Source organism: Amycolatopsis sp. QT-25 (assembly GCF_029369745.1).
Taxonomy (GTDB): domain Bacteria; phylum Actinomycetota; class Actinomycetes; order Mycobacteriales; family Pseudonocardiaceae; genus Amycolatopsis.
The window spans coordinates 1,488,982-1,513,637 of sequence record NZ_CP120210.1; the positions used below are offsets into that span (position 1 = coordinate 1,488,982).

General features: G+C 69.8%; 20 protein-coding genes. 7 read left to right on the forward strand and 13 right to left on the reverse strand.

All coding sequences use genetic code 11. From position 1 onward, the window contains the following. Positions 1-51 precede the first annotated feature (51 nt). Together P3102_RS07130 and P3102_RS07135 are read left to right on the forward strand one after the other, a co-directional pair. The gene (locus P3102_RS07130; protein WP_276367548.1) at positions 52-402 is read left to right on the forward strand and encodes a hypothetical protein; all 351 of its coding nucleotides are present in this window, start codon (positions 52-54) and stop codon (positions 400-402) included. A gap of 304 nt (positions 403-706) precedes the next feature. Next, a complete protein-coding gene (locus P3102_RS07135; RefSeq protein ID WP_276367550.1) occupies positions 707-1,063 on the forward strand; it encodes a hypothetical protein in 357 nt (118 codons plus the stop codon). 198 nt (positions 1,064-1,261) lie between these two features. On the opposite strand, the gene P3102_RS07140 is transcribed toward P3102_RS07135, so the two are convergent. Further along, entirely contained in the window at positions 1,262-2,203 is a 942-nt protein-coding gene (locus P3102_RS07140; RefSeq protein ID WP_276367552.1) for a lysyl oxidase family protein, read from the reverse strand. A gap of 161 nt (positions 2,204-2,364) precedes the next feature. On the opposite strand from P3102_RS07140, the gene wecB reads away from it, so the two are divergent. Then, complete coding sequence (gene wecB, locus P3102_RS07145) at positions 2,365-3,531, forward strand: UDP-N-acetylglucosamine 2-epimerase (non-hydrolyzing) (RefSeq protein WP_276367554.1); 1,167 nt, start codon at positions 2,365-2,367, stop codon at positions 3,529-3,531. 5 nt (positions 3,532-3,536) lie between these two features. Here wecB and P3102_RS07150 read toward each other — a convergent pair whose 3' ends face one another. Further along, the gene (locus P3102_RS07150) at positions 3,537-4,862 is read right to left on the reverse strand and encodes an NAD(P)/FAD-dependent oxidoreductase (RefSeq protein WP_276367555.1); all 1,326 of its coding nucleotides are present in this window, start codon (positions 4,860-4,862) and stop codon (positions 3,537-3,539) included. A 7-nt stretch (positions 4,863-4,869) separates the two neighbouring features. After that, positions 4,870-5,685: a glycosyltransferase gene (locus P3102_RS07155; RefSeq protein WP_276367557.1), complete on the reverse strand. Its 816-nt coding sequence runs from the start codon at positions 5,683-5,685 to the stop codon at positions 4,870-4,872. A gap of 267 nt (positions 5,686-5,952) precedes the next feature. Between P3102_RS07155 and P3102_RS07160 the strand changes: the two genes are divergently transcribed. Beyond that, complete coding sequence (locus P3102_RS07160; RefSeq protein WP_276367559.1) at positions 5,953-7,503, forward strand: exopolysaccharide biosynthesis polyprenyl glycosylphosphotransferase; 1,551 nt, start codon at positions 5,953-5,955, stop codon at positions 7,501-7,503. Continuing rightward, positions 7,485-8,813 (forward strand): putative glycoside hydrolase family 15 protein, encoded by a 1,329-nt coding sequence (locus P3102_RS07165; protein WP_276367561.1) that lies wholly within the window; start codon positions 7,485-7,487, stop codon positions 8,811-8,813. Before P3102_RS07160 ends, P3102_RS07165 begins: the two co-directional genes overlap by 19 nt. A 468-nt stretch (positions 8,814-9,281) precedes the next feature. Here the strand turns inward: P3102_RS07165 and P3102_RS07170 are convergent, their stop codons facing one another. From P3102_RS07170 to P3102_RS07210, 9 genes are read right to left on the reverse strand one after another with little or no spacing between them, the layout of a single operon-like run. Beyond that, positions 9,282-10,397: a glycosyltransferase family 4 protein gene (locus tag P3102_RS07170; protein WP_276367563.1), complete on the reverse strand. Its 1,116-nt coding sequence runs from the start codon at positions 10,395-10,397 to the stop codon at positions 9,282-9,284. Then, entirely contained in the window at positions 10,394-11,503 is a 1,110-nt protein-coding gene (locus P3102_RS07175; RefSeq protein ID WP_276367564.1) for a glycosyltransferase, read from the reverse strand. Before P3102_RS07175 ends, P3102_RS07170 begins: the two co-directional genes overlap by 4 nt. Then, positions 11,500-12,936, reverse strand: a complete 1,437-nt coding sequence (locus tag P3102_RS07180; RefSeq protein ID WP_276367566.1) for an oligosaccharide flippase family protein — start codon at positions 12,934-12,936, stop codon at positions 11,500-11,502. Before P3102_RS07180 ends, P3102_RS07175 begins: the two co-directional genes overlap by 4 nt. Continuing rightward, the gene (locus P3102_RS07185) at positions 12,933-14,201 is read right to left on the reverse strand and encodes a glycosyltransferase 87 family protein (protein ID WP_276367567.1); all 1,269 of its coding nucleotides are present in this window, start codon (positions 14,199-14,201) and stop codon (positions 12,933-12,935) included. Before P3102_RS07185 ends, P3102_RS07180 begins: the two co-directional genes overlap by 4 nt. Then, complete coding sequence (locus P3102_RS07190) at positions 14,198-15,085, reverse strand: hypothetical protein (RefSeq protein ID WP_276367570.1); 888 nt, start codon at positions 15,083-15,085, stop codon at positions 14,198-14,200. The genes P3102_RS07185 and P3102_RS07190 overlap by 4 nt, the downstream gene beginning before the upstream one ends. Beyond that, the gene (locus P3102_RS07195; RefSeq protein ID WP_276367572.1) at positions 15,082-16,152 is read right to left on the reverse strand and encodes a glycosyltransferase; all 1,071 of its coding nucleotides are present in this window, start codon (positions 16,150-16,152) and stop codon (positions 15,082-15,084) included. Before P3102_RS07195 ends, P3102_RS07190 begins: the two co-directional genes overlap by 4 nt. Further along, entirely contained in the window at positions 16,134-17,363 is a 1,230-nt protein-coding gene (locus P3102_RS07200; RefSeq protein ID WP_276367573.1) for an O-antigen ligase family protein, read from the reverse strand. Before P3102_RS07200 ends, P3102_RS07195 begins: the two co-directional genes overlap by 19 nt. Then, positions 17,360-18,331 carry a polysaccharide deacetylase family protein gene (locus P3102_RS07205; protein WP_276367575.1) on the reverse strand — a complete coding sequence of 324 codons (972 nt, stop codon included), beginning with the start codon at positions 18,329-18,331 and terminating at the stop codon, positions 17,360-17,362. Before P3102_RS07205 ends, P3102_RS07200 begins: the two co-directional genes overlap by 4 nt. Beyond that, the gene (locus tag P3102_RS07210) at positions 18,328-19,170 is read right to left on the reverse strand and encodes a hypothetical protein (RefSeq protein WP_276367576.1); all 843 of its coding nucleotides are present in this window, start codon (positions 19,168-19,170) and stop codon (positions 18,328-18,330) included. The genes P3102_RS07205 and P3102_RS07210 overlap by 4 nt, the downstream gene beginning before the upstream one ends. 457 nt (positions 19,171-19,627) lie before the next feature. Here P3102_RS07210 and P3102_RS07215 point away from each other — a divergent pair, with 457 nt between their 5' ends. After that, the gene (locus P3102_RS07215; RefSeq protein ID WP_276367578.1) at positions 19,628-19,987 is read left to right on the forward strand and encodes a hypothetical protein; all 360 of its coding nucleotides are present in this window, start codon (positions 19,628-19,630) and stop codon (positions 19,985-19,987) included. A 514-nt stretch (positions 19,988-20,501) separates the two neighbouring features. Here P3102_RS07215 and P3102_RS07220 read toward each other — a convergent pair. Further along, positions 20,502-23,492 (reverse strand): BTAD domain-containing putative transcriptional regulator, encoded by a 2,991-nt coding sequence (locus P3102_RS07220; RefSeq protein ID WP_276367579.1) that lies wholly within the window; start codon positions 23,490-23,492, stop codon positions 20,502-20,504. 96 nt (positions 23,493-23,588) lie between these two features. Here P3102_RS07220 and P3102_RS07225 point away from each other — a divergent pair, with 96 nt between their 5' ends. Continuing rightward, entirely contained in the window at positions 23,589-24,458 is an 870-nt protein-coding gene (locus P3102_RS07225) for an NAD(P)-binding domain-containing protein (RefSeq protein WP_276367581.1), read from the forward strand. Positions 24,459-24,656: the final 198 nt, after the last annotated feature.

The window sequence follows — 24,656 nt, forward strand, 5'->3', positions numbered from 1 at the left end:
CGTTGCTTGACGTCCGTCCGAAGCGATCTTCCGAATCGAGGAGATTCTCAAATGCTGAAGAAGATCGGGTTTGTCGCGGCCGGGATCGCCGCCGGAGCCTTCATCACCGGTGGTGTCGCGTCCGCCGACACCCCTGACCCCTACTACTACGACTACGACCACAGCGGCCAGGTCGGCCTGGTCAACCTGAACAACATCGACGCGCTGCACAACGTGAACGCCACGCTCGGCCTGTGCGGCAACGACGTGAACGTGCTCGGTGTCCAGGTGCCGATCCGTGACTCGCTCAACGGCATCGGGGTGCCGATCCTCTCGCCGGGCTCGCACGAGGCCGAAGGCACTTCGCCGTACAACTGCGCCTCGGGTTCCGTGACCGACGGTGGCACGGTGCAGGACAACTAGAAAATCTCGGTGCCACGGTCGCCCCCGCCTGTACGGGAGGTGACCGGGGCACGGGGTCGGCGATTCCCGCCGCTGTCGTGACGGGTGCCCGGAGGACGGGGAGAGCTGCACACTCCTGCTCCGTATTCCAGGCCTCCCACGGCGCGGAGTGACGCCGACACGGGTGGGGCCCGGTCGCGAAGCCGTCTCCACCCGGCGTCATCGCACCATGACCGACCTCGCCGGGGCGTGGCGAACGCCACCGTCCCGGCTCTCTCGTCCGCCGGGGCGTCCGGTGAGACAACATTCTCAAGGAGTTTTCCAGATGATCAAGCAACTCGGCTTCGTCGCCACCGCCCTTGCCGCCGGAATGGCGATCGTCGGCGGAACCGCCTCCGCGGCGGGTACCACCGTCGCGGACTACCCCCACTCGATCGACCACAACGACCAGCTCGGGCTCGCCAACCTCCAGAACCTCGACGTGATCCACAACCTCAACGTCGTCGCCGGTGTCTGCGACAACAACGTGAACGTGCTCGGCGTCCAGGTCCCGATCCGCGACGTCGCCGAAGGCATCGCCATTCCGGTCCTGTCGCCCGGCGCGACCGAGGCCGAAGGCACCACCCCGGACAACTGCGCCAGTGGCCTCATCCAGGACGGTGGGACCCTGCAGGGGAACTGAGCGATCCTCTTCGGAGCCGCCGCGTGGAGATCTCTCCGCGCGGCGGCTTTTTGCGTGCCAGGTCCGGATTTCCGGTGGATGAGGCCAGGCGCCCGGCACGGCCCGGGCAGCCTGGTCCCATCATCCCGCCGTCCCGATCGGCGACTTGCCCATGATCTTGCCAGAGATCACGATCGCCGCCAGCCGACGGAATCCACGTCAACCGCAGTGCGCCTGTCCGGGGCAACTGCGGAGGAATTTGACGATCGGCCCACGTGAGAAGACTCCGGACAACCCAGGATCGCCGTCCGGCCATTCGATCGACAGCGCCACGGACGAGGAATTGTTCCCGTAGTTCGTCTCCAGCAGTGTGCGGTCCCCGTTCACCGTGTTCACCAGTGTGTAGAGCCCGGAGGGCACCTGGGTGATGTCCAGCCACTGGAAATCGACGTCGTACTTGTAGTCGTCGCCTGAGCCGACGGAGATCCCTTCGACGACGTCGAGTGCGTTCGGTTCGTGATGACGGCAGTTGTTCGCGCGGAGCCGCTTGGCGAGTTCCGCGTCCGGGCCGGTGGTCCCCGGGACACGGGCCGGTTTGACGGGGTCGGCGATCGGGAACCGGTCGCCGAGGCAGAATCCGTTCTTGCGGTCGGTGACGACGACCTTCCCTTGTTTCGACGTCAGCGCGAAATGTTCGAAGTTCATCAGGTGCCAGTGCTGATGGGCCATGGCCGGTTCGTAGTAGGTGAAGGCCTGGGTCGGCCGCTGTGCGGCGGTGTAGTCGGCGGGGATGGACCCGTTCTTGGCGTCGCGCAGGGCCTGACGGACGGACATGCGGGATTGCTTCGTGTCGTCGCGCCGGCCGTAGAGCAGCAAAGGCCCGTCGCCGATGTTCTCTTCCGAGCTGGTGAAGCGGATTCTGACGGCTTTCGCGGCGGCGGGAAGAACACAGCGGCCGTTCGGCGCGGCCGGATCGATCACCATGCACACGTCCCAGTCGGTGCAGCGAAGCGGATCACCGGAGAACCCTCCGGCGCAGCCCGGTGGTGCCTGCCGGAGATCGGGAAGCAGGAAGCCCGGTGACGCGTCCGAACGCGGAACGGCGGTGGTGATCGCGGTCGCGAGCACCACGGCCGTCAGGGCGAGGTATTTCTTGAGCAAGGACTTTCCCTTTGTGTGTGGGCATTCGATCGGCATAGCCTATTCGAGTGGAGTGTTTTCTGGTGAGTACCGCAACCGGATCACACCATGGATTGATCGTGACGACGTCGGTGGTCTCGGTGGGTAGCGTGCGTGCAGAACTGAGTCGAAAGGACCTCCGAATGTCGATCGTCACCGGTTCCGGCGCACCACCGGAAGAGCGGACCGACGTGCTCACATGGTCGCGGCGGCGGACGATGACCGGTGGTGTCGTGCTGGTCTGTGGCACCCGGCCGGAACTCATCAAACTGGCCCCGTTGATGAAGTGCCTCGGTGACCGTTGTGCCGTCGTCTACACGGGACAGCACTACGACGAGTCGTTGTACTCGCGTATCCGCGCGGACTTGCCGTCGTCGCAGTGGTTTCGCGAACTGGGCGTGACCACCGACGGCCGTGCCGCGCAGCTCGGCCAAGCGATCGGCGCCGTCGACAAGACCCTGGCCGAGTTCCCTCGTCCGGTGGTGCTGGTTCAGGGCGACACGACGTCCGCGCTCGCCGGGGCGCTGGCGGCGAACGCACGGGAACTCCCGCTCGTGCACGTCGAGGCCGGGCTGCGCAGTCATGACCGGGCGATGCCCGAGGAACACAACCGTGTCCTCATCGACCATCTCGCCGATCTCTGCTGTGCCCCGACCGAGCTCAATCGGCGAAACCTCGTCGCCGAGAACATCGCCGCCGAACGGATCGCGGTCACCGGCAACACGGTCGTCGAGGCCCTTCTCGCCGGGCTCCCGTCCGCGGCGGCCAGGGCCGATCTCCTTTCCGTTCGCGGATTGCGCCGGGACGAATACGTGCTCGCGACGCTCCATCGGCCGGAGAACGTCGACGATCCCGCGCGGCTGGCGGAAATCCTGCGAGAGCTCGGCAAGCTGCCGCTTCCGGTGGTGCTCCCTTTGCATCCCCGGACGAGCAAGAGCGTGCGTCGGTTCGGCTTGACCCGGCTCCTCGTCCCGCTCCTGGTGCTCGAACCCCAGGCTTATCCGTCTTTCCTCGCGCTGGCCGCCGAAGCGGCGGTTCTCGTCTCGGATTCCGGTGGTATCCAAGAAGAAGCGAGTGTGCTGAAACGGCCGGTGATCGTGGTCCGCCGCAGTACCGAGCGCCCCGAGATCTCCGGTGACTTCGGGACACTCGTGCCGCCAGGGCCGCGGATCGGTGCCGAGGCGGCACTGTGGCTGGACGACGTGGCGGGGCACCGCGAGCGGCTGCGGCACATTCCTTCACCGTACGGGGACGGGTCCGCCTCGCGCCGGATCGTCGACGCCATCGAAGGCATGAACCCGCCGCGGTGAACCGCTCACGGCACCCGCTCGCCGACGTCCTGCCGGCCGAGACTCTCGAAGAGCAGGCCGGTCACCCGGTTCGCGAGCTTGACGCTCGAGTTCCAGCTCGTGACGTCCGGGTACACGTGTGCGGTGGTCGCCAAGAACAGGTTCGTGCCGTCGACCGTGACGGGCGGCCGTGCGGCCAGGTACCCCAGTGGATACACCGGCTCGACGAACGGTGCTTTGAACACCCGCACGGACTCGATGTCCTCCGGGCGCAGCTCGGGGAAGAGCTGCCTGAGCTGATCCGTCCACTGAGCGGCGATACGGTCCGGCTCGCCTCGGTAGAGCCGGGACGAACGGTCGGTGTAGCGCATGACGTAGACGAGATTGGCACCACCGTGTACCTCGGTACCGGTGAGGGCGGACATCTCCACCACGCCGTCGAAGCCCGTACCGGAGCGCAACACCGGTGTCCAGTAGTGTCCGGTCAGCCGACGGCGGAGGAAGAACACCCCGGTGACCACTCCCTGGTACCGGAGATCGTTCCCCGGCAGGCACTCCGCGAGTTCCTCGTCCGCGAGGCGGCGCAGCTGCGGCAGCGGAAGGGTCGACACCACCTTGTCCACTTCGAGCACCTCACCGTCGGGCAGGGTGAGTGAGCAGCCGTCGATGGTGCTGCGCAGCCGATGGACCGGGGTCGACAGGCGAATCGTCCCACCCGCGTCCTCGATGGACTTCCGCAGCGCGTCGATGATCGTCCGGTAACCCCCGCCGGGGTATCCGCGCGTCGCGACATTGCGTTCCCGGCCGAGTCGCTGCCACAGGTACAGCGCGGGGACGTCACCGAAGGAGGGGCCGAATTTCGAGCCGAACATCGGCGCGAAGAGCTCTTCCCAGATCCGGCGGCCGTAGAGGCCGCGCAACCAGTCTTCGGTGCGGAGCAGGTCGAGATCGCGGCCGTTTCCCCACCGGCGCACCAGCAAGGACGCCAGGCCGAACCGAATTCGCTCGTGGAGCCGCAACGGGGTGAACCGCAAGAGGTCGAGTGCGGAATTGAACCGATGACGGCGGCCGTCGACGACCATGCCCATCGTCGTCTTGCGCCAGCGCACGGCGTCCTTCAGACCCACCTCGTCCAGCAGGGCGAGGAGATCGGCGTCGGTCGGCATGACGCAGTGGTAGAACCGCTCCACCGCTTGCTCACCGTGCGCGAAGAACGTGCCGAGCCCGCCGAGCTGATCACTGGCTTCGAGCAGGGTGACCTCGACCCCGCGGCGGGCGAGCCGGTGGGCCGTGGCCAGGCCGCAGATCCCGCCGCCGATCACCGCGACAGGAGAGGAGAACGGGTTCGTCACCGGAGGATCACAACTTCCGGTAGGGCGCCGGGCTGAGCCGGTCACGGACGAGCAGTTTCAGGTATTGCCCGAGCGTCCGCCGGAGCTTCAGCTTGCTCGGTCCCTGCTTGCGGTCGTAGCGCAGGGCGAGCGGAACCTCTGCGATCACCGGGCTGCAGTGACGGAGCTTGAGCAAAAGCTCCACCATGCACGCGAAGCCCTGCTCTTCGATGAGCCGCTCGCCCCAGTGCGCCGAGGCTCTCGCCAGCAACGTGGCGCGATAGGCGCGGTAGCCGCTGGTGAAGTCGCGGACCCCTTCGACGGCGAGGGCGTGCCGGAAAAGCCCCGCGGCGCCGCGGGAAAGCAATCGCCTGACCGGCGGCGCGGTCCGATCGTCGCCGCCGGGGACGAACCTCGAACAGATGGCGACGTCCGCGCCGCCGGCGATCTCTTCCCGCAAGCGGCGGATCAGGCCGGGATCGTGGGTGTCGTCGGCGTCCATGACGACGACGATGTCGTCGTCCTGTGCTTTCTCCAGCGCGGCACGGAGACCGGTCTGCACGGCGCGACCGAGGCCCAGATTGACGGCGTGCCGTACGACGCGCACGTCCAGTCCGCCGAACCCGGCTTCGGCCACGGCGGCGGAGCGATCGGACGAACCGTCGTCGACCACCCAGACGGTGAGCTCCTCGGTGAGCGCGGCCTCGGCGAGCCGTTCCAGCAGAACGGGCAAGGCCGTTTCTTCGTTGAACGCGGGCAGCACGACATGCGCCCGTCCAGTGGTCCGTGCCCGTTCACGGTCCGGCTCCGCTCTCGTGGCAAGAGCGGTCTCATTCGCTGACACGTATCCCCTTCGACTACTCGAAACAACCCGCACGGCCGTAAACCTCGGTTCGGCCGACAGCTCATATTCGGCTATGTTGAACCCTTTCTTTAGGGTCGGCCGAGATCCCCCGAAAGGAGGGTGATCCCTGAAAACACACCGTGTTCACCGGTATCCCCTGAAAGGTGGATTCCCGCCGTTCGCCCGATCGGGTCCGCCGGGTGGGATACGAGCAAAAAGATGGCGGACAGAGCAGGATTTGGTCCGATTGGCTGGCTTGTGACGAAAGTGGAAATTCATCGTGAGGACGAAATCGATCCACGGCGGATCTGGCAGCGGGCGGGTTTTCCGTTCGCCACGCAGACCCGGGCAGCACTCGGCCGGGCGAATTCGCCCCTCCCGGCGGGGACCGGCGCGGTGACCGAACTCAAGACCCCGGCACTCGCCGGACCACCACTGCGGGACCGGGTGTATCGGCGACCGGTCACCACCAGGCGGAGGCGTCCCTTGCTGGCGCGGGTGAACGCCGTCGCGGTGCTGCTGGTCGCGGTCGACGTCATCGCGTGGCTGGTGGCGGCGCGGATCGCCGGAGCCACCGTGCCTCAAGCACTTCTGGCCGGAACGATCCTGGCGGGCGCCCGTGTCGCCGGACGGGTGCACCGCCGCCGGCTGTGGTTGTCCTGGCTGCAGGACCTGCCGCGATCGGTGGGTACTTCACTGCTCGCGTTCGTGGTGATCACGTGCTTGGTGGCGCTGACCGGGCCGGTGGAATCGGGGATGACCTCGCTTCACCGGCTGGTACTGGAGTTCGCCGTACTGAGCGAAGCCATGCGCCCGTGGGTGTTCGCCTTCGGGCGATGGGGGCGTAGGCGGCTTCGGCGCTGTGACCGCGCCATCGTGGTCGGTGCGGGGGACAGTGGCGGTGACCTGATCCGCACGATGCTGCGGCATCCGGAATTCGGTCTCCTGCCGGTGGGATTCGTCCCCTCCGGCCCGATCGCGAAGACGTCCGCGCTCCCGGTGGAGGTGATCCGTGACGGGCTGGCCGAGGCCATCGTCCGGCATGGCGCGGGGACGGTCGTGCTCGCGCACGCCGGAGAAGACGACAGCTCCGCCGTCGACGCGGCCGTCACGGCACATCGGCTCGGGTGCGTCACCCTGGTCCTGCCTCGGCTGTTCGCGCTCTGTCCGGACAGACTCGGAGTCGACCGGATCCGGAGCTATCCGCTGATGCGGCTGGCCGGGTCGCCGACCCGGCGGCCGAGCTGGCTGCTCAAGCGCGTGATCGAGGCCGTGCTGGCCGCCGTCGCGCTCGTGGTACTGGCGCCGGTGATCGCGTCGTGCGCGGTCGCGGTCCTGCTGGAGAGCGGGTTCCCGGTGATCTTCCGCCAAGTGCGCGTCGGCGTGGACGGCCGTACCTTCCTGCTGTACAAGCTTCGCAGTGTCCGGCAGGAGACGGTCGACGATTCGGCGACACGCTGGTCGGTGGCGGGCGACCACCGGGTCGGCCCCGTCGGCCGGTTCCTGCGGAAGTCCTCTTTGGACGAACTGCCGCAACTGTGGAACGTGGTGCGCGGGGACATGGTCCTGGTCGGGCCGCGGCCGGAGCGGCCGGTGTTCGTCGAGGAGTTCTCCGCCGTCCACGACCTCTACTGGGCCCGCCATCGGGTGCCGACCGGGTTGACCGGTCTCGCGCAGGTCCACGGTCTGCGCGGGGACACCTCGATCGCGGACCGTGCCCGGTACGACAACTACTACATCGCGAATTGGTCGCTCTGGCTCGACCTCAAGATCATCATCCTCACGATGGGAGAACTGTTTTGCCGAAGGCGGCGCTGACGTTCGGACGCCCGGCCGTCATCCGGCTCGCCGCCGGATGCGCCGCGGTGGTCCTGGCCGCCGGATGTGTGGCCAGTTCGGCAGGCGAGTCGACGGCGCCACCGCCGAAACCGGTGGCGCCGTGCGCGTGGTGGTACGGGATCGGGCAGCCGCCGACGGCGGACGATCTGAGGCTGGCCGCCCGGCGGTACGACGTCGTGGTGCTCAACGCCGACCAGACTTCGGCGATGCGGACGCTGCGGGAGCTCAATCCGCGGGTCAAGGTGCTCGTCTACAAGGATCTGTCCAGCACCCGCAACTACGCGGGGGCGGTGAACGGGGGTGAAGACGCCGAGTACCTGCCGAGCGGCATCGGCTACGTCGCGGCGCAGCGCGCGCATCCCGAATGGTTCGCGACCGACACCCGAGGGCGGCACATCGAATGGCAGGGTTACCCGAAGCACTGGCAGATGACGGTATGGGACCCGGCCTACCAGAAGGCGTGGATCTCCGCCGTGATGACGGAAGTGACCAGGGAGGGCTGGGACGGGATCCTGGCGGACAACGACTTCAACTCCCTGAGCCACTATTCGACGGCCATCCTCGCCGGGACGACGACCACGGCGGAAACCGACCGGAAGCTGCGTGACGGGCTCGACGCTTTCCTTGCGCTGATCGGGGACGCCGTGCAGAAGGCGGGGAAGTTGTTCGTGCCGAACGTGTCGGAGACGCATCTGCTGCCGGGAAGGTGGACGGCGCATTCCCGCTTCGGCGGTGCGATGGAGGAGAACTTCGGATTCCGCGAGGACGGCGGGACGGGGGGCCTGCTCACCTTCCGCGGCAACGAGTTCCAGGAGTTGCGGGCCCAGGCCGCGCTCGGCGAGTCACTGTTGCTGCTGGTCACCCGGACGAGATCGGTTCAGCAGCACCGGGCGGGATACGCGAGTGCCGCGTTGCTGGCCGGTCCGCGGACGTGCTGGACCCCGGCCACCACGGACGACTACCGGGATCCCGAATGGTCTGTTCTGCAGGGCAGTGACCTCGGGGAAGCGGTCGACGCGGCGGGGCGGCAGCCCAACGGGGTGTGGACCCGGACCTTCACCGGCGGCTGGGTCGCGGTGAATCCCACGTCGGCGGCTCAGACCGTGACGCCGCCCGAAGGACTCGTCGTAATGAGCCCTCGCTCCGCGGCGACGTCTTCCACGACGTCTTCCGCGCCGCCTTCGCCGTCCGAGCCTTCTCCACCGTCCGAGCCGTCTTCGTCACCGGCACCGCCCGCTCCGATCACCCTGGCCGCCGCCGACGGGATCGTGATGGTCAAGCCGAAGTAGTGCCCGTAGGTCAATCGCGGCGTGAGAGGTAAGGCAAACGTGTCGTGTGGGTGGCAAGTCCGTGAAGGCCTCCTTGAGGGACCCAGGGTCCCTCAAGGAGGCCTTCACGGACTTCAAGACCGGCCCAAGACCGGCGCTGGTCCGGCCGCCGAAGCCTTGCGTGCCCCGATCGCCGGGGTCTGACGCGCTCGTGAACATCCACGAAGGATTTCGGACGGTTTCGTCGGCTGTGCCGGTGCGCTTTGGGTGGCCCACGAGAGAGAGGTACGGCGGCGGCCTAGCCGGGCACAGGGGGCGTGAGTAGTAAGTGCGTTAGAACGCTCATTACCACTCACGATCCTTGGCGAACGCCCTGAATCGGGCACCAAAGGAGACAGGATGTCCTTTGTGGATGTTCCGGCCCATGATCGCCCCCGACAACCCGAAACATCACTCACGACCACCGCGACCGACCAGGCCACTTCTGCCTTACCCCGAGGGGGCACCCCGGGCGGCGAGCAGCGAGGTGTACAGGTCGAGGTGCCGCCGCGCGCAGACATCCGGTGCGTAACGCCGCCGGGCTCGTGCGGCGAGCAGGGCGCCTGTCCGGGCCGGGTCCGGGTCGGCGAACAGCGCACGCAGGCGTTCGGCCAGGGCGGGAACATCACCCGGCGGTACCAGGGGAGCGGTGCCGAGCATGTCGGCCACTCCTCCGGTATCCGTGGCGACGACGGGTTTCCCCGCCGTCATGGCTTCGGCCACGACCAAGGGTTGCTGTTCCATGGCGGACGGCAACACCAGCGCGTCCGCCTTCGCCAGCAGAACGGGGACATCCGGCCGGAAGCCCAGGAAATCGACGCGCCCGCCCAAGGACGGTGCCCGCGCGGCTTGTTCGGCGTCGGCCCGTTGAGGGCCGTCGCCCACCACGGTCAGCCTGGCACCGGGCGGGAAGACACCCGGCATCGACAGCGCGGCGAGCAGGTCCAGGATTCCCTTGCGCTCCACCAGGAGACCCACGAAGATCAGGTGCCGGACCGGCCCGGAAGGGGGGCTCGGTTCGGCGGGCTCGACGCAGTTGTCGATCCGGCTCAGCCGGCTCGACGGCACGCGCAGCCGCGCGCGGAGGAACCGGCCCATCGCCCCGGCGGGCACGATGGTGTGATCGAGGATCCGGGCCACCGCCGCGTCGCCGGTCAGCACGGCCCGCGTGTAGGCGGACGGCCCCCCGGCACGCTGTTCGGCACGGAACCAGCTCTCGGTCACGTCGTCCGGCACACCGTGGTAGGTCTGGACCAGCAGCGGCCGTACCGGGCGGGCGAAGCGCATCCCCGCGAGTACGAGCCCCGCGCGGCGATCCTGTGCGTGCACCACGTCCGGCCGCCAGGCCCGGATCGCCGCCCGCGCGCGGCCAGCGGCGGCGACGTCCTGCTTGCCCGCCACGAGAAGCGGCTCGTGGTTGTCTCCGAGCAGGTCGGCGCCTCTGGCGGGAACAGGTCCGAACACCCGGACGCCGACCCCTTCGCCGTGCAGGGTCGCGGCGAGCCGGACGGTGACGTCGACCGGGCCACCCCGGTCCTGGGTCAGCAGATAGGCGACACGGTTCACCGGATGCGTTCCTCCATGACGAGTTTCTCGACGAGCACGGCGATCTGGTCGGTCATCCGCCGCCGGTCGAAGGACAGTTCCACGCGCCGTCGACCACGATCGCCTTCGAGCCGGGCCAGTTCCGGCTCGGCGAGCCGGGCGGCCACCGCGACGGCGAGCGTGTCCAGGTCGCCCGGCGGCACCACACTGCCCGCGTCGGCGACGCTTTGGCGCATCCCGCCGACGTCGAAGGCGACCACCGGCCGGGCGCACGCCATGGCCTCCAACGGCACGAGGGCCATTCCCTCGGCGCGCGAGGGGAGTACCACGACGTCCGCGGCCGTGTAGAACGCCGCCGGGTCGTCGGTGTGCCCCGGCCATCGCACCGATCCGTGTGCCGCCATCGGATGACGGTCACGCCACACGGGGCCCATCGGCCCGTCACCGGCGAGCACGAGTTGCGCGCCGGGCACGCGCCGCAGCACCTCCGGCCAGGCCGACAGCAGCTGATCCTGGCCTTTCAGTTCGGCCAGCCTGCCGACGCAGACGGCGATCGGTGCTCGTTCGGGCAACCCCAGCCGTCGCCGTGCCGTGGTCCGGTCGCGAGGGGCGAACCTCGTCGTGTCGACACCGTTGCAGACGACTTCCGCGTCCGCGGTGACCTTCGCCTTCCGTCCGGCGGCGAGTTCGTCGTCGCTCACGCACACGACGAGATCGGTCCAGCGGGAGGCGAGCCGTTCCCAGGTGGCGGACGCACGACTCAACGGTCCGCGCACGGTCTCGAAGGACCAGAGGTGCGGTTGGAACACCGTCGGCAGCTTCCCGCGCAGTGCCAGCCGTCCCGCCAGGCCTGCCTTCGAGCTGTGCAGGTGCACGGCGTCCGGCCGTAATCCGGCGAGGAGGCGGTGCAGTTTCACCGTTTCGGTGATCACCCGCGGCCCGGGGGAGCGGGTCGCCGTCCAGCCGCGCACCTCGATCCCGTGCCACCGCAGGCGTTCGGCGAGCAGGCCGGACGGCGGGCACACCACGGTCACCGACCAGCCTCGATCCCGTTGGGCCACCGCCAGTTCGAGGACGACCGCGGCCACGCCGGCGGTCACCGGCTGGGAGACGTGCACGATGTTCATCGCGTACTCCCCCGGAGCGGCGCTCGCAGTTCGCCGCGGTGGAAGACCAGCGTCGCCGCGGCGTAACCGGCGACGAGGACCAGGCCCTCGCCGAGGGTTCCCGGCAGCGAATCCGCTGTCCCGAACAAGCCCGCGTGGTCGAGCAGGACGGCGGGCAGGGCGCCGAGCACGCAAGCACCCAGCAGACGGATCACGATCCCGGCCAGATCGGGCATCGGAGGCGCGACGCCGAGCCCGGTGAGGACGCGCCACGCGATCGGGAGCATGAGCCAGGCCGAGGAGAACTGAACCGCCGCCACCGCGCCGATCCCGATGTCCGCCAACAGCGCCAGTCCGGCCACGAGCATCGCCAGATGGGCGCACTCCAGCGCCAGATACCGCTTGGCGTGCCCGGTCGCCTTCACCGCCTGGTACCAAATTTGCAGCAGGCAGATACTCAGGCCGTAACCGGACAACGGGAGCATGAGATCGGCCGCGTCCGCCCACCGCGTGCCCAGCACCACGACACGGTCGGCGAGTACGACCAGCGCGAGGTACAGGCCGCCGGCGAGCACGAGCACGGCACGGGTGAACCGGGTGACCATCTCCCGCAGCGCGCCTGCTTCTTCGCGCAACCGCGTGAACACCGGAAAGGCCACCGCGCCCAGTACGACCGCCACCATGATGTAGGGCACCCAGGCCAGCCGATAGGCCAGCGAGTAGACGCCGACCGCTTCCGCCCCGAACAGATGGCCGACCGCCAGGTAGTCGAGGTTGACGAGCACCGCGGCCACGACGGCGGCGGGCCCCACGGCCGAGGCCCAGCGCAGGGCCTCCGCCGCCGCCGAGGGGTCCCAGCACGGCCGCACGCCGCCGCCCACCAGCGCACCGAACAGTGGCTGAGCGACCGACGTGCACACCAGGCCGATCACGACCGACGCCGGTCCGGCACCGCCGAGGGCGAGCACGACCGTCACGACGGCACCCAGGACCGCGCTCCCGCCGTCGGGTACGAGCCGTCGCCGGAAGTCCAGTTTCCGATGCAGCAGCCCCAGCTGCACACCGCCCGCGGCGGAGAACGGGAGGCCGACCGCGGCCAGGCGGACCAGGCCGGCGGCGTCCGGGGCGCCGAGCAACGCGGTGACCGGACCCGCCGTGGCGGCGAGCACGATGCCCAGGACCACGCCGGCGCCCACACTCATCGTCAGCACGGTCCCCGCCATCCGGCGCGGATCGCGTCCGGTGCGGCTGATCACGTCGTAGACGCCGATCGACTGCACCACCTGGCCGAGGTTGACCATCGACACCGCCAACGCGACGATCCCGAGTTCCCCCTCGGTCAGCAGCGCCGCCAGGATCAGCGTGATCAGCATCTGGCTGCCCTTGCTGACCAGGTTGACCGCGCCGAGCCACAGCGAGCCCCGGACCGCCTTCGTGCCGAGACCGCCGGTCATCCGCCGCTCCCGGCGTGGACCGGCGAGGCGGATCGTGTCCCGGTCAGCCGGACGGCGCCCCAGACCAGCGCGCACCACGCGAAGACCACGGCGACCCCGTCGACCGTGACGGCCACCCGCGTGCCGAACAGGGAGACCACCGCCGAGTCCACTGTGTACAGATGGGCGAACGGTATCGCCGCCGCGAGCACGGCGAGTCCGGTCGCGCCCCATCCCGGCTCGGCGCGATGACGCCACCAGAGCACCGCCACCGCGGTCATCGCGGGCACGGCGATCAGCACGTCACCGGGCTGGTGCACCACGCAGACCACCACGGCGAGACAGGTGAGCAAGTCGGCGACCGGTGCGGCCGACAACCGGTCGAGCCGCCGCACGAGCAGCACGCTCGTCACGAGCACCCCCGCCAGGACGAGCGGCTCGATGCCGGACGGAGCCCGGCCGGTGATCCGGAACAACACCGCCGCGACGTCGATCCGTTGTGCGGTCAGGGAGTCGACAGCACCGTAAGCGGTCCCGCGGGCGTGGGCGATGTTCGCGGCGACGACGTCGAGGAAGGCGCCGACCCCACCACTCCGGATCACCAGCAGCACCACGACCGGGAGGCTGGCCGCCGCCGCGACGGCGGTCCCGGCCAGCGCCACCCGCCGCGATCCCCTGGCGAAGAGCAAGATCGCCAGCGGAAGACCGAACTGCGGTTTGAGCCAGGCGAGCGCGAGGGCCACCGCCGCCCAGCCCGGCCGGTCCCGCCGGGCGAGCAACGCCCCCGCCGCGCCGACGGCGATCAGCGGGTTCACCTGGCCGACGTAGAGCTGCGCCTTCCCCACCTGACTGGTCACCAGCAGTGCCGCGAGCACCACGGTGGTGACCGCGAACGGGACGGGGACGAGCCGCCGGACCGCGACCGTGGCCAGCGCCGCGAGCGCTACCAGCAGCAGCAAGGAGAACACCGTGAAGGCCACCGCGCCCGCCCGGTAGCCGGGCAGCGCGAACGGCAAATGCGCCATCAGGTGGTAAGGCTGGTAGAGGTTGAAGTCCTGCCGCACCGGCCAGTGCGCGAACATCGCGGCGGGATCGTAGGGATCGCCGCCGGCGAGGAACTCGCGGATCGGGAAGTACAGCGCGTCGCGGAAGTCCTGCAGCCGCTCCTCGGCCGGGTCCGCCCGCCCTGGCAGCGGCACCCGCCACGACGGCGCGAGCGCGTGCCACGCACTCACCGAGCCGACGATCGTCGCGACCACCAGGACGGCGCGGTCCCTCGTGCTCACGCCAGCACCACCGCGATGAGCACGGCCTCGGCGGGCAGCACACCGGCCGCCGCGGTCAGCTCGTCCCGGCTTCGCCGTCCGGCCACGGCCACCACCGCAGAGCCGTTTCGGTTCTGGTCCGCCGAAAGCGCGGCCGCCAGCTTCGCGGCCGTCTCGCTGTATTCGGGGGCGACCGGGACCACACGCACCGGCTGTCCCGTCGCGAGGCCGAGAACGGACAGCCGGTCGGTGATCGCCGGGTCGTCGCCGCGCAGCACCGCCACCGGCCGCTGGATGCCGGCCGCGAGCAGCGCCCGGCGCACGGACCTCGGCCCCCCACCGGGTTTCGACGGCGTCGACCGGCGGATCGCCGCTGTGGCGAGTCCGGCGGCCACGGCCGCGACCAGGGCGAGCCCGATCACCAGCGAGGTGTCCGGTGCGACCACGGCGACGTCGGCCTTGGCGTCCAACGGCCGCAGTCTGCCGACCGGGGCCAGCAACTTCGCGTCGACCAGGGCCTTGCCCAGTGCCGACGCCGTCGCATCCGCCTGCTCCGACGACGCCGTCCGCACCGACAGGCGCGCCAACCCGGACGCCGGCACCAGTTCCACCGAGATCCGGCGGCCGAGTTCTTCCGGCGAGTACCCGGAAACCGGGGCCGCGGCCTGCAGCACCGAAGGGCTGCGGGCGAGTTCGACCAAGGCGGGCAAAGCCAGGGAGACGACTTCGCCGTACTGTGCGACCGAGCCCTCCGCCAAGCCGACGGGCTCGGCCAGCAGGCTCACGCGTCCCTGGTACTGCTCGTCGCGGGACAGGCCCACCACCAAGACCAGCGAGCCGATCAGCAGTCCCACGGCGGCGCCGAGGGCCGCGGTGCGCGGAATTCTCGTCAGGAGTTCTTTCACCGCTTGCCTTCCAGCGTCGTACGGAGCAGTTCGTCGTAGGCCTTCATCACCGTGTGGGGGTCGTACTCCCGCTGGATCGCCCGCAGTCCTTCGGCGGCCACGGAGTTTCGTGCGGACTTGTCGCGCAGCAACGCGTCCAAGGCCTTCGCCACGGCCAGCGGGTCGCCGGGCGGCACCACCACCCCGGCGCCGCCGGACAGCACTTCACCGACACCGCCGACGTCGGTCGCGACGACCGGCCGCCCGGCCGCCATCGATTCGAGTACGGCCAGCGGCAGGCCTTCCCAATCGCTGGTCAGCACCGTCACGTCGGCCGCCGCGAGAAGATCGGGCACGTCTTCGCGCGTACCGAGGAACCGGACCCGGCCGCTCACGTCCTCGTGCCGGGACTCGAGTTCGGCGCGGAGGCTCCCGTCACCCGCCAACCACAGCACCGCGTCGCTTCCGAGCAGCGCCCACGCGTCCAGCAGCACGTCATGGCGTTTCTGCGGCTCCAACCGGGCGAGGCAGAGCACGACCGGCGTCCCGGCCGCGACGCCGAGCGACGCCCGCACCGCCGCCCGGCCGAAGACCGGCCGCCGAGCGAACACGGCGTTGCGGATCACGTCCGGACGGGTCAAGCCCGCTTCGGCCAGCCGGTCGGCCGTGGCGGGGGAAACGGCGACCACGCGGTCGGACGTACGTCGAACGATGCGTGCGGCCATCGTCAGTTCGTCGTCGGCGACGCCGTGGAAGACGGTCACCAACGGCCGCCGCCGCCGGGGAACGAGCGCGAGCCGGGCGATGAGGCTCGCGCCGACGTTGTGGGCCACCACGATTTCCGGCCGGAATCGGGCGAGTGCCCGGCGTACCGCCCACGCCGCCCGCAGCACGCCGGTCCCGCTGCGCAGGGCGAGCGGGACCGGGAAGGTCGCCACCCCGGCCGCGGCCAGCGCGTCGGCGCGGAAGCCGCCGGCACTGGCGACCGCGGACACCCAGCCGTACTCCTCGCCGCGGGCCGCCATGCCTGCCACGAGGGTTTCGGCGCCGCCCGCGCCCATCTCACCGATCACGTGCAGGACACGCATCGAAACCCGCCTTTCTCTCGGCGAACCCGGTCTCCGGCCGCCACGGCGAACGCCGTCAGCGACCACAACGGGAGGTAGTACTGTTCGGAAAGGAACGTCGAGGCGACCAGGACGGCCAGCAACGACGCCTGGATCACGATCGCCTCGGTCCTGGCGGCGGGCCCGCCCGTCCTGACGGCCCGTTCGCTCGCTGTCGCCGCGATCCCGATCATCGTGATGAACAGGGCGAATCCCGGCAGGCCCAGTTCCGCGGACACCTCGAGGTACATGTTGTGCGCCACCGGGGTCTGCTCGTCGAGCTCCGCGTTGCGTGATTCGGCGGCGTACTCTTCGCGAAAGCCGCCAGGACCGACGCCCAGCACCGGATGTTCGGCCACCATGCGGGCCGCCGCCTGCCAGCGCAGCTCCCTGGTGTCCACATTGGAGGCCGCGATGTAGGTCTTCTCCTGGAACGCCCGCTCGATTCGCGGCCCGGCGAGCGACATCACCGCCACGCAGAGCACGCCGGCCGCGGCGGCCGAGACGGCGAGTACCCGCCAGGACACGACCCGGCGCAGGGTCAGCCAGCCGACGGCCGCGGCCAGTCCCAAGGCGCCACCGCGGGAGAAGGTCGCCGTCGCGCCGGCCACCAGCACCAGGCAAGCGAGGATCAGGAGGGGCGACCGCCGAGGTGCGTCCCGACGCGCGACGAAGAGCAGGGGGACCGCGGCGACCAGGAAATAGGCGAGGTCGTTCGGATCCTCCAGCGGGCCACCGGCGCGTGCTTGCCCGTCGACGAGGAGGCTGTACAGCCCGCCGAGCGCCGCCGCGGTGGCTCCCGCGGCCATGGCCAGCAGCAACCCGCGGATCGGCACCTCACGACCGGCGAGATCGGCCAGTACCGCGGTGAGCACGAGAAAAGGCAGCCAGCGCAAGGTGTATTCCGCGGTGAAGGCGCCGGACGACTGGGCCGCCGCGGTGATCGCCACCACCATCGCGAGCAGGGAAAGCACCGCGTGCAACGGCGTCGGCCGGGGAAACCGTCGCTGATGGACACGGGTCGCCAGCCACGTGGTGACGAGCAGCGCGGGCACGACCTTGCCGAGATGCGGGTGCCCAGCCGCGAGATAGCCCTCGATCGGCGCCAAGGCGACCGCGGCGTACGCGAGAGCGCGCAGCATCACCGCCCGTGCGTCGTGGTCGACGGGGGTGACGACGGTGAAGGCGGTCATCTCCCGGCGTCCAGGCAGGTCACCGGGCGTTCCCGCCGCGGGTTGCTCCGGTGTACGTATTCACCGGTGCCGACGACGTCGAAATGCTCGCGCAAGGCACGCAGCACCCACCCGAGCCAAGCCACCTTGCGGCCGCCGGGCGTGGCCATCCCGGGAAAGAACTCCATCCCGGGTGCTTCCGCGCCGCCGAGGACGTCGGTGGGATGCAGCAGGAGGGACGGCGCCACCTTCCTGGCGAGACAGAGCCGTAGTGCCGTCTTGAAATATCCTCTGGCCAACCGGGGCGAGATCTCGTGCAGCTGCAGGAGGTACGAGCCGTGGATCGGCGTGCGCAGCAACGGCATCGTCGTCACCGGAAGTTCCACGAGACCGGTGCCGGCGCTCGTCCGCCAGCGATACGCGTGCACCGGTGCCAGCACCCGCGAAAAGCCACCGAACAGTTCGTCACGTCCGTCGCCGCTCTCGTGCGGGGGTGCCGTGCGATTGTGATAGGCCCTGGCGAACGGGCCGATCCAGGTCGGGAGGGTGCTGGCGTCGTAGGCGTATCCGCGTCCGGCCAGTACCTCGACGAGATCGCGGCTGAGGCTGAAGCCCGGCCCGCGGAAGCCGAGGGGGAGCGGGGCACCGGCCTCGACGATCGCGTCGTCGGTCCGCCGCAGTTCGTCTTCGAGACGGGCACGGGTATAGCGGTGAAGCCAAGGCTCGTGGCCGAACGAGTGGTTGCCGACTTCGTGACCGGCGGCGGTGATCTCGTTGACCGCCTTGGCGCCGTCTTCGCGGACGACGTCGGCACCGACCACGAACACCGTCGTCGTCAGCCGCTGCTCACCGAGTACTTCGAGCAGCCGCGGCACGGCCGACGGCAGAAAACTGGGATACCGGCTCCACTCGGGGTCACCGTGGGTCTTGCGATAGGCCCACAGGTTGTCGAGGTCGATCGACACGCTCGCCAGTGGCCGCGCGGTCATGCCGTCTTCTCCGCGACACCGGCCGAGGCGGACGTGGAGCGGGCCAGCGAGCCGAGCACCAGTACACAGGCGACGACCGCCGTGAGCCCGGAGAACACCCAAGGCGTGGTTCCTTCGGCGACTTGATCACCGAGCACCGTGATGCCGGTGACGGAGGACAGCACGATCGTCGTGGCGTCGGCCGTGGCCACGACCGCCGTGGCCAGGCCACGCTGCAGAGCGACCGCCATCGAAGCCTGCCCGAGTACGGCGGCGGCCAGCATCAGCCCGGTCAACGGATTCGACGGCAGCGAGCTGAGTTCCTCATGGGCGAGCACCCGGCTGATGATCGCCACCACGGCGAACGAAACCCCGGAAAGCACGGCGGGCACGAGGAAAGTGTCCGTCCGGCCCAGCTGGGTCATGGTCACTCCGATCGCGACCAGCGCGACGGTCAGCAGCAGCACGGTGGCCGTCGAGAAATCCTCGGCGACCGAGGGCTTCGACGAGCCGGCGAGGACGACCAGTCCGCACGCCATCAGCGCCAGCATCAGCACCTCACTGAGCCGCACCCGCCATTTCAAGACCACGACGCCGAAGAGGGTCGCCAGGCCGATCGCCGAGGACGAAGCGGTTTGCACCAGGTACAGCGGCAGTGATTCGCGAGCGAAGAACGCGAACGCGAAACCGCCCGCCTGTCCGGCGAAACCCACGAGATAGAGCCGGTCGGCGGCCAGCCGGGCGAGCAGTCCCAGACCTGTTCCGTGCTCAGGCGCGGCTCGCCGGGCGGCGACGCTCTGCGCGACGATCCCTATCGCGTACAGCGCGGCCGACACGACGAGTATCCCGTAAGCGACCACCAACGGCTCCTTCTCACCACGTCACGAACCGGGCCGGCATTCGGCCATTTCGCTGAGCTGGCAGGAAGCGTAGAGATGCGGCGGAGTCGCCACGTTCGAAGGACCGTGGCAGGCTTTTCGTCACCCAAAGAAAGGCTTGCCTTCGGTGCTGGCAATTCGGAAGGGTAATGAAGCGCGGCCTGACGCAATTCCTCGACACGGTAGGTAATCGACCTCCGCCCGTGTACCGCGCGAAAGAGTGCGCACCGGGGCACCGGGCTCATCAGGTCACCGTCGTCAGCATCGATCCACGCGGCACATTCCGCCTTTCGGATTACATGGACCTTGGTCAAAGGCGGTTTCGAACCACACGATGATGGCATCGGATGGAGATCCGTCCACCGGGGTCGGTAACTTTGCGCTGCGGCAGGCCGGTGTCTTCACCTACGTCGCCCCATTACCCAATCGAGGAGAGTTCATGCTGAAGAAGATCGGTTTCGTCTCCGCCGCGATGGCGGCCGGAGCGTTCTTGACCGGCGGGATCGCGGCTGCCGGGACGCCGGGGGACGAAGGTCACGGTCACCCCGGTTACGACATCAGCGAGCAGGTCGGCCTGGCCAACCTGAACAACATCGACTTGCTGCACAACGTCAACGCCGCCGTCGGCGTCTGTGACAACGACGTGAACGTGCTGGGTGTCCAGGTGCCGATCCGTGACTCGCTCAACGGCATCGGGGTGCCGATCCTCTCGCCGGGCGCCCACGAAGCCAGCGGTGAGTCCCCCTCCAACTGTGCCGCGGGCGGCGTGCTCGACGGCGGGACCAGCCAGCACAACTGAGTGCCGGTTCCCGTTGGGTGTGCGGGAACCAAGACGCGGGTGGAATCGTGACGATTCGCGTTCGACCGAGGTGCCCGGTACCTGCCGCTCGACGGCGGCGTACCGGGCACCTCGTTGCTTTGGTGGCCGTAGTCCGTGGTGATCCCAGCCGGACAGGCCGTCGTGTCATCACCGCGCACGGGAGGGTCCCCGGCGTGAATCCGGGCGGGGGCCGGTCTCTGGTCGATTCCGAAGTGCTGCGAGGACTCGCGGTGACCTATGGCGTCCTCGCGTTGGTGCATCTCCATCTGGCCGCGGAAACAAGTGCGACCTGGTCCGCGGTCCTCGCGTTCGCCTATCTTTGTGTGGCCGCCGTCTGTGCGAGAGCAGGCCGCTGACGCCTCGCCCGCGTCACCGACCGCGATCGCCGCCGCCCTCGGATCGAGTTCGGACTTCGCCGGACGGCGTCCACCCCGCATCCCGGCTCGACGAAGCGCTCGTGACTTCGGCGCAGGAACCCGGTTTCGCTTTTCGTTCAGGGGCTTCGCCGCGTGCCTTCCAGTCTGGGACGGTGGGCCAACCGGGCGAGGACGCGGTCCACGTCGTACCGCTCGGCGGGCGGCAGGGGAGCGCCGATCGCGGCACGTTCGCCCGCGGCCTCCGCCAGCAGCGTCGTGGCGAGGTCGTGGTCGCCCGCGAGCGAGTACGCGCCGGCCAGGCCTTCGAGCGCCAGAGCTATCGCGCGCGGGTCGCCGGTGATCTCCGCTGTGGTCCGAGACCGGGTGTGCCAGGACAGTGCTTCTGGGGCGTCGCCACGGAGTTCGGCGATGAAGCCCAGCTCGGCGGTGGCCAGCGCGACGCCGGGCGCGTAACGCGCTTGCTCGTGCCAGGACAGGATTCTGTGCAGCACGGCCTCCGCTTCGGCCAGGTCGCCGGTGCGGCGGGCACCGAGCGCCAGTCCCAGGTCGGCGTGCACGACCCCGGCCTGGTAGCCGTGCTCGGCGGCGAGGCGGCTCGCTTGCCGGTGCCGGGCTTCGGCCGCGGAGTGGTTGCCGGACAACAGGTCGAGGCGCGCCAGGCCGGTCTGCTGATCGACCACGTCGAGCCACAGCTGATGTTGGCGGGCCAGGTCGAGCGCCTTGGTGCGCAAGGCCACCGCCGCCGGGTAGTCGCCGGCGATCTCGGCGAGGAAGGCGAGGCAATGCATTGCTTGGATCCGGCCCCACGCGTCGCCGAGCGCGTCGAACAGCGTCCGGGACGTGAGGGCCAGCTCGCGTGCGGTGCGCAGCTCTCCGCGCAGGATGGCCTGGAAGGCGGTGATCACCAAGGACGCCGCCCGCAACCACGGGTCCGCGGTGGACACGGCCGCCATGCGGTGCGCGCTGGCCGTCAAGTCACCGCCGGTGACATAGAGACAAAAGCCGAGGAACCAGGCCGCGTCCGAGTCCTTCGTGGAGTGTTCGATGGCTGTGCGGCGGGCGACCGCGTCGGTGCCGCCTCGGCGAAGGAGGACGAAGCCGGTCAGCCAGGCGGAGACCGGATCGCGCAGCGGGTGTTCGCCCGGCAGGGCGAGTGCCTGTTCGAGCCGCCGTTCGGCTTCACCCAGTCTGCCGCGCAGGAACCAGTACCACGTTCGCGCGTGCACCAGCCGTAACGCGCGGTCCAGATCGCCGGTGCGCACGGCGGTGTCCAGGGCACGACTCAGGTTGGCGGATTCGCGGTCCAGACGCGGCAACCATTCGCGCGCGTCGGCGTCGCGGAGCCGGGCCTGTTCGGCGAAGTCGAGGTAGTGGCTCAGGTGGCGGTTCTGGAGATCGGCCAGTTCCCCCGACTCGGAAAGCCGGATGACGGCGTATTCCCCGATGGACTCCGGCAGGCGGTAGCGCGGCCCTTCGGTGACCATCACCAGGGATCGGTCGACCAGGCGGGACAGGACGTCGAGCACGTCCGAGGCGGGGAGCGACGCGTCGGCGGAGACGTGTTCGGTGGCCACCAGGCCGCTGCCCCCGGCGTGCACGGCCAGGCGGCGCAACAGCACGCGCTCGGGATCGGTCAGCAGCTCCCAGCTCCAGTCGATCACCGCCCGCAGGGTGCGCTGCCGGGCCGGAGCGATCCGGCTGCCGGTGGTGAGCAGCCGGAACCGGTCGTCCATTCTCGACAGCAACTCCGAGGCGTCGAGCAGCCGCAACCGGGGCGCGGCCAGTTCCAGCGCCAGCGGAAGCCGGTCGAGCCGTAGGCACAGCGAGGTAAGGGTGTCCGCGTCGGCGGTGGTCAGGTCGGCGCCGGCGGCCTCCGCGCGGGTGGTGAGCAGCCGGACGGCGTCCGTCGGGGTGAGCGGGGGTACGGCCTCGAGCCGTTCGCCCGGCACGCCGAGCGGCTCACGGCTCGTGGCCAGTACACGGACCCCGGGTGCGGCGCGCAGCAGCCGCGCCACCAGTTCGGCGACTTGCGCCACGACGTGCTCGCAGTTGTCCAGGACGAGCAGCAGACGCTGATCCCGCAAGGCATCGGCGAGGTGCGTCGCCGGCCCGGACCCGGATTCGTCACGGACGTGCAGGACCCGCGCGACGACTTCGGCGACCTCGCCCGCGTCGGCGGTGAGGTCGATCGACCACACGCCGTCCGGGAAACCGGTCACGGCCTCGGCCGCGCCATGCGCGAGGCTGGTCTTGCCGACACCGCCGGGCCCGGTCAAGGTGACGAGCCGATGTGCGGTCAGCAGCTCGCGGACCGTGCGGACGGCGTGCTCGCGGCCGACGAGTTCGGTGAGCGCGGCGGGCAGATTGGTCCTGGGGCTCGCGGTGACGCGGAGCCGGGGATCCCGGCGCAGCATCGACTCGTGCAGCGCGGTCAGCTCCGGGCCGGGGTCCACGCCCAGTTCGTCGGCGAGGCGGTCGCGTAACTCGGCATAGCCCGAGAGCGCCTCGGCCTGCCGTCCGGAGAGGTAGAGCGCCCGCAGGTGCGCGGCGCGAAGCCGCTCACGCAACGGATGCAGCTCGGCGTGCTCGGTGAGTCCGGCGAGGGCGGCGCCGACGTCGCCCAGCGCCAGCCGAGCCTCGGCGAGCAACTCCACGGCCTCCAGGCGTCGCTCGCCGAGTCCGTGGGCCACCGGCCCGGCGAAGGCGTCGTCGGCGACGTCCGCGAACGCCGCACCGCGCCACAATCCCAGCGCCTCGGTCAACAGCGCGACCCGGGCGCGAGTGGGCGCGTCCCGGGCGGCCGCGAGCAGCTCGGCGAACTCGTCCGCGTCACGCGTTCCCCTCAGCCGGTATCCGGCCGGACCCGACTCGACAGACCCCGGCCCGATCGCCCGGCGCAACCGGGACACCTTGGTCTGCAACGCGGCGAGCGGGTTCGCCGGCTGATCGTCACCCCAGAGATCCAGCAGGAGCCGGTCCGCGGAGACCGGTTCACCGTGGCGGGCCAAGAGCGCGGCGAGCAGGGCGCGGACCTTCACCTCGGGCACCGGCACCAGGGTGCCGTCCGCCGCCCACACGGCCAGCGGGCCGAGCACCCCGAAACGCACGCTTTCACCCTACTCGCTGTCGGCCGCCCGACAGCGAACCGAAAGCGCGAGCCCACACCATGGTCCTCCCTGAGCCGACGAACGAGGAGTGAGCACATGAAGCACGAGAAAGTCCCGGTCAGCGTGCTGGGCACGGGCCGACTGGGCACGGCGCTGGTGGCGGCGTTCCTGGCGGCAGGCCATCCGGTGACGGTGTGGAACCGCACCTCGGGAAAGACCGCTCCGCTGGCGGCGAACGGCGCGACGGTCGCCGGATCGGTGGCCGAAGCGGTGGCGGTGAGCCCGCTGGTGCTGACCGTCCTGCTCGACCACGCCGCGGTCCGCGCGAAGCTGTCCGAAGTGGACCTGCGGGACCGTACCCTGCTCAACATCAGTTCCAGCGCCCCCGACGACATCCGCGCACTGGCGGAGTGGGCGAGCGGGCGGGGCGCGGCCTACCTCGACGCGGCCGTGATGGCCCTGCCCCAGGCAGTCGGCACCCCCGACGCGCAGGTGCTCTACAGCGGCTCGGCCGCGGCGTTCGACCGCTACGGCGAGCAACTGGCCGCGCTGGGCACCTCCCGCTACCTGGCCGAAGACCCTGGCGTGGCGGAGCTGTACAGCATCGGCCTGCTGAGCGCCGGGTACGGCACCCTATTCGGTTTCCTGCACGGTGTGGCCTTGCTCGACACCGCCGGAATGCGCCCCACGGATTTTTTGGAGATGGTGGTGCCGTGGCTGGGCGGCATGCTCGCGTTCCTGCCGGAGCTGGCCCGCGAAATCGAGACGGCGGACTACACGTCCGGCGAATCCAGCCTGGAGATCAACCTGAGGGCGCTGGAGTACATCGAGGCCACGAGCCGAAGCACCGATGTCGCGCCCGGCTTCGTGAAACCCGCGTTGGACCTGGTGCGCAAGCGGATGGAAACCGAGGGGCCGACCGACAGCGTGGCCGGTGTTTTCGAAGCCATGCGCCGAAAAGTGTGACTTCCGGCCGGACGCCACCCCGCACCGTCGACGCGTCCCGCTCGATAGTTCGTGCCCGTCCTGTCTGTCCATACTGGACAGGTACGGAAACGGTACGGCGACAGGGATCTGGGCGTATCCGGGCCGCTCTCGAGAACGCGATGCGTGCCATATCGACTCAAGCTACGCGGCAGTGAGGTTCTCTTAATAAGGTAAGGC

Coding starts and splice junctions, on each gene's coding strand:
- P3102_RS07130 (WP_276367548.1), top strand. CDS start 52: ATGCTGAAGAAGATCGGGTTTGTCGCGGCCGGGATCGCCGCCGGAGCC.
- P3102_RS07135 (WP_276367550.1), top strand. CDS start 707: ATGATCAAGCAACTCGGCTTCGTCGCCACCGCCCTTGCCGCCGGAATG.
- wecB (WP_276367554.1), top strand. CDS start 2,365: ATGTCGATCGTCACCGGTTCCGGCGCACCACCGGAAGAGCGGACCGAC.
- P3102_RS07175 (WP_276367564.1), bottom strand. CDS start 11,503: ATGAACATCGTGCACGTCTCCCAGCCGGTGACCGCCGGCGTGGCCGCG.
- P3102_RS07180 (WP_276367566.1), bottom strand. CDS start 12,936: ATGACCGGCGGTCTCGGCACGAAGGCGGTCCGGGGCTCGCTGTGGCTC.
- P3102_RS07195 (WP_276367572.1), bottom strand. CDS start 16,152: ATGCGTGTCCTGCACGTGATCGGTGAGATGGGCGCGGGCGGCGCCGAA.
- P3102_RS07200 (WP_276367573.1), bottom strand. CDS start 17,363: ATGACCGCCTTCACCGTCGTCACCCCCGTCGACCACGACGCACGGGCG.
- P3102_RS07205 (WP_276367575.1), bottom strand. CDS start 18,331: ATGACCGCGCGGCCACTGGCGAGCGTGTCGATCGACCTCGACAACCTG.
- P3102_RS07215 (WP_276367578.1), top strand. CDS start 19,628: ATGCTGAAGAAGATCGGTTTCGTCTCCGCCGCGATGGCGGCCGGAGCG.
- P3102_RS07225 (WP_276367581.1), top strand. CDS start 23,589: ATGAAGCACGAGAAAGTCCCGGTCAGCGTGCTGGGCACGGGCCGACTG.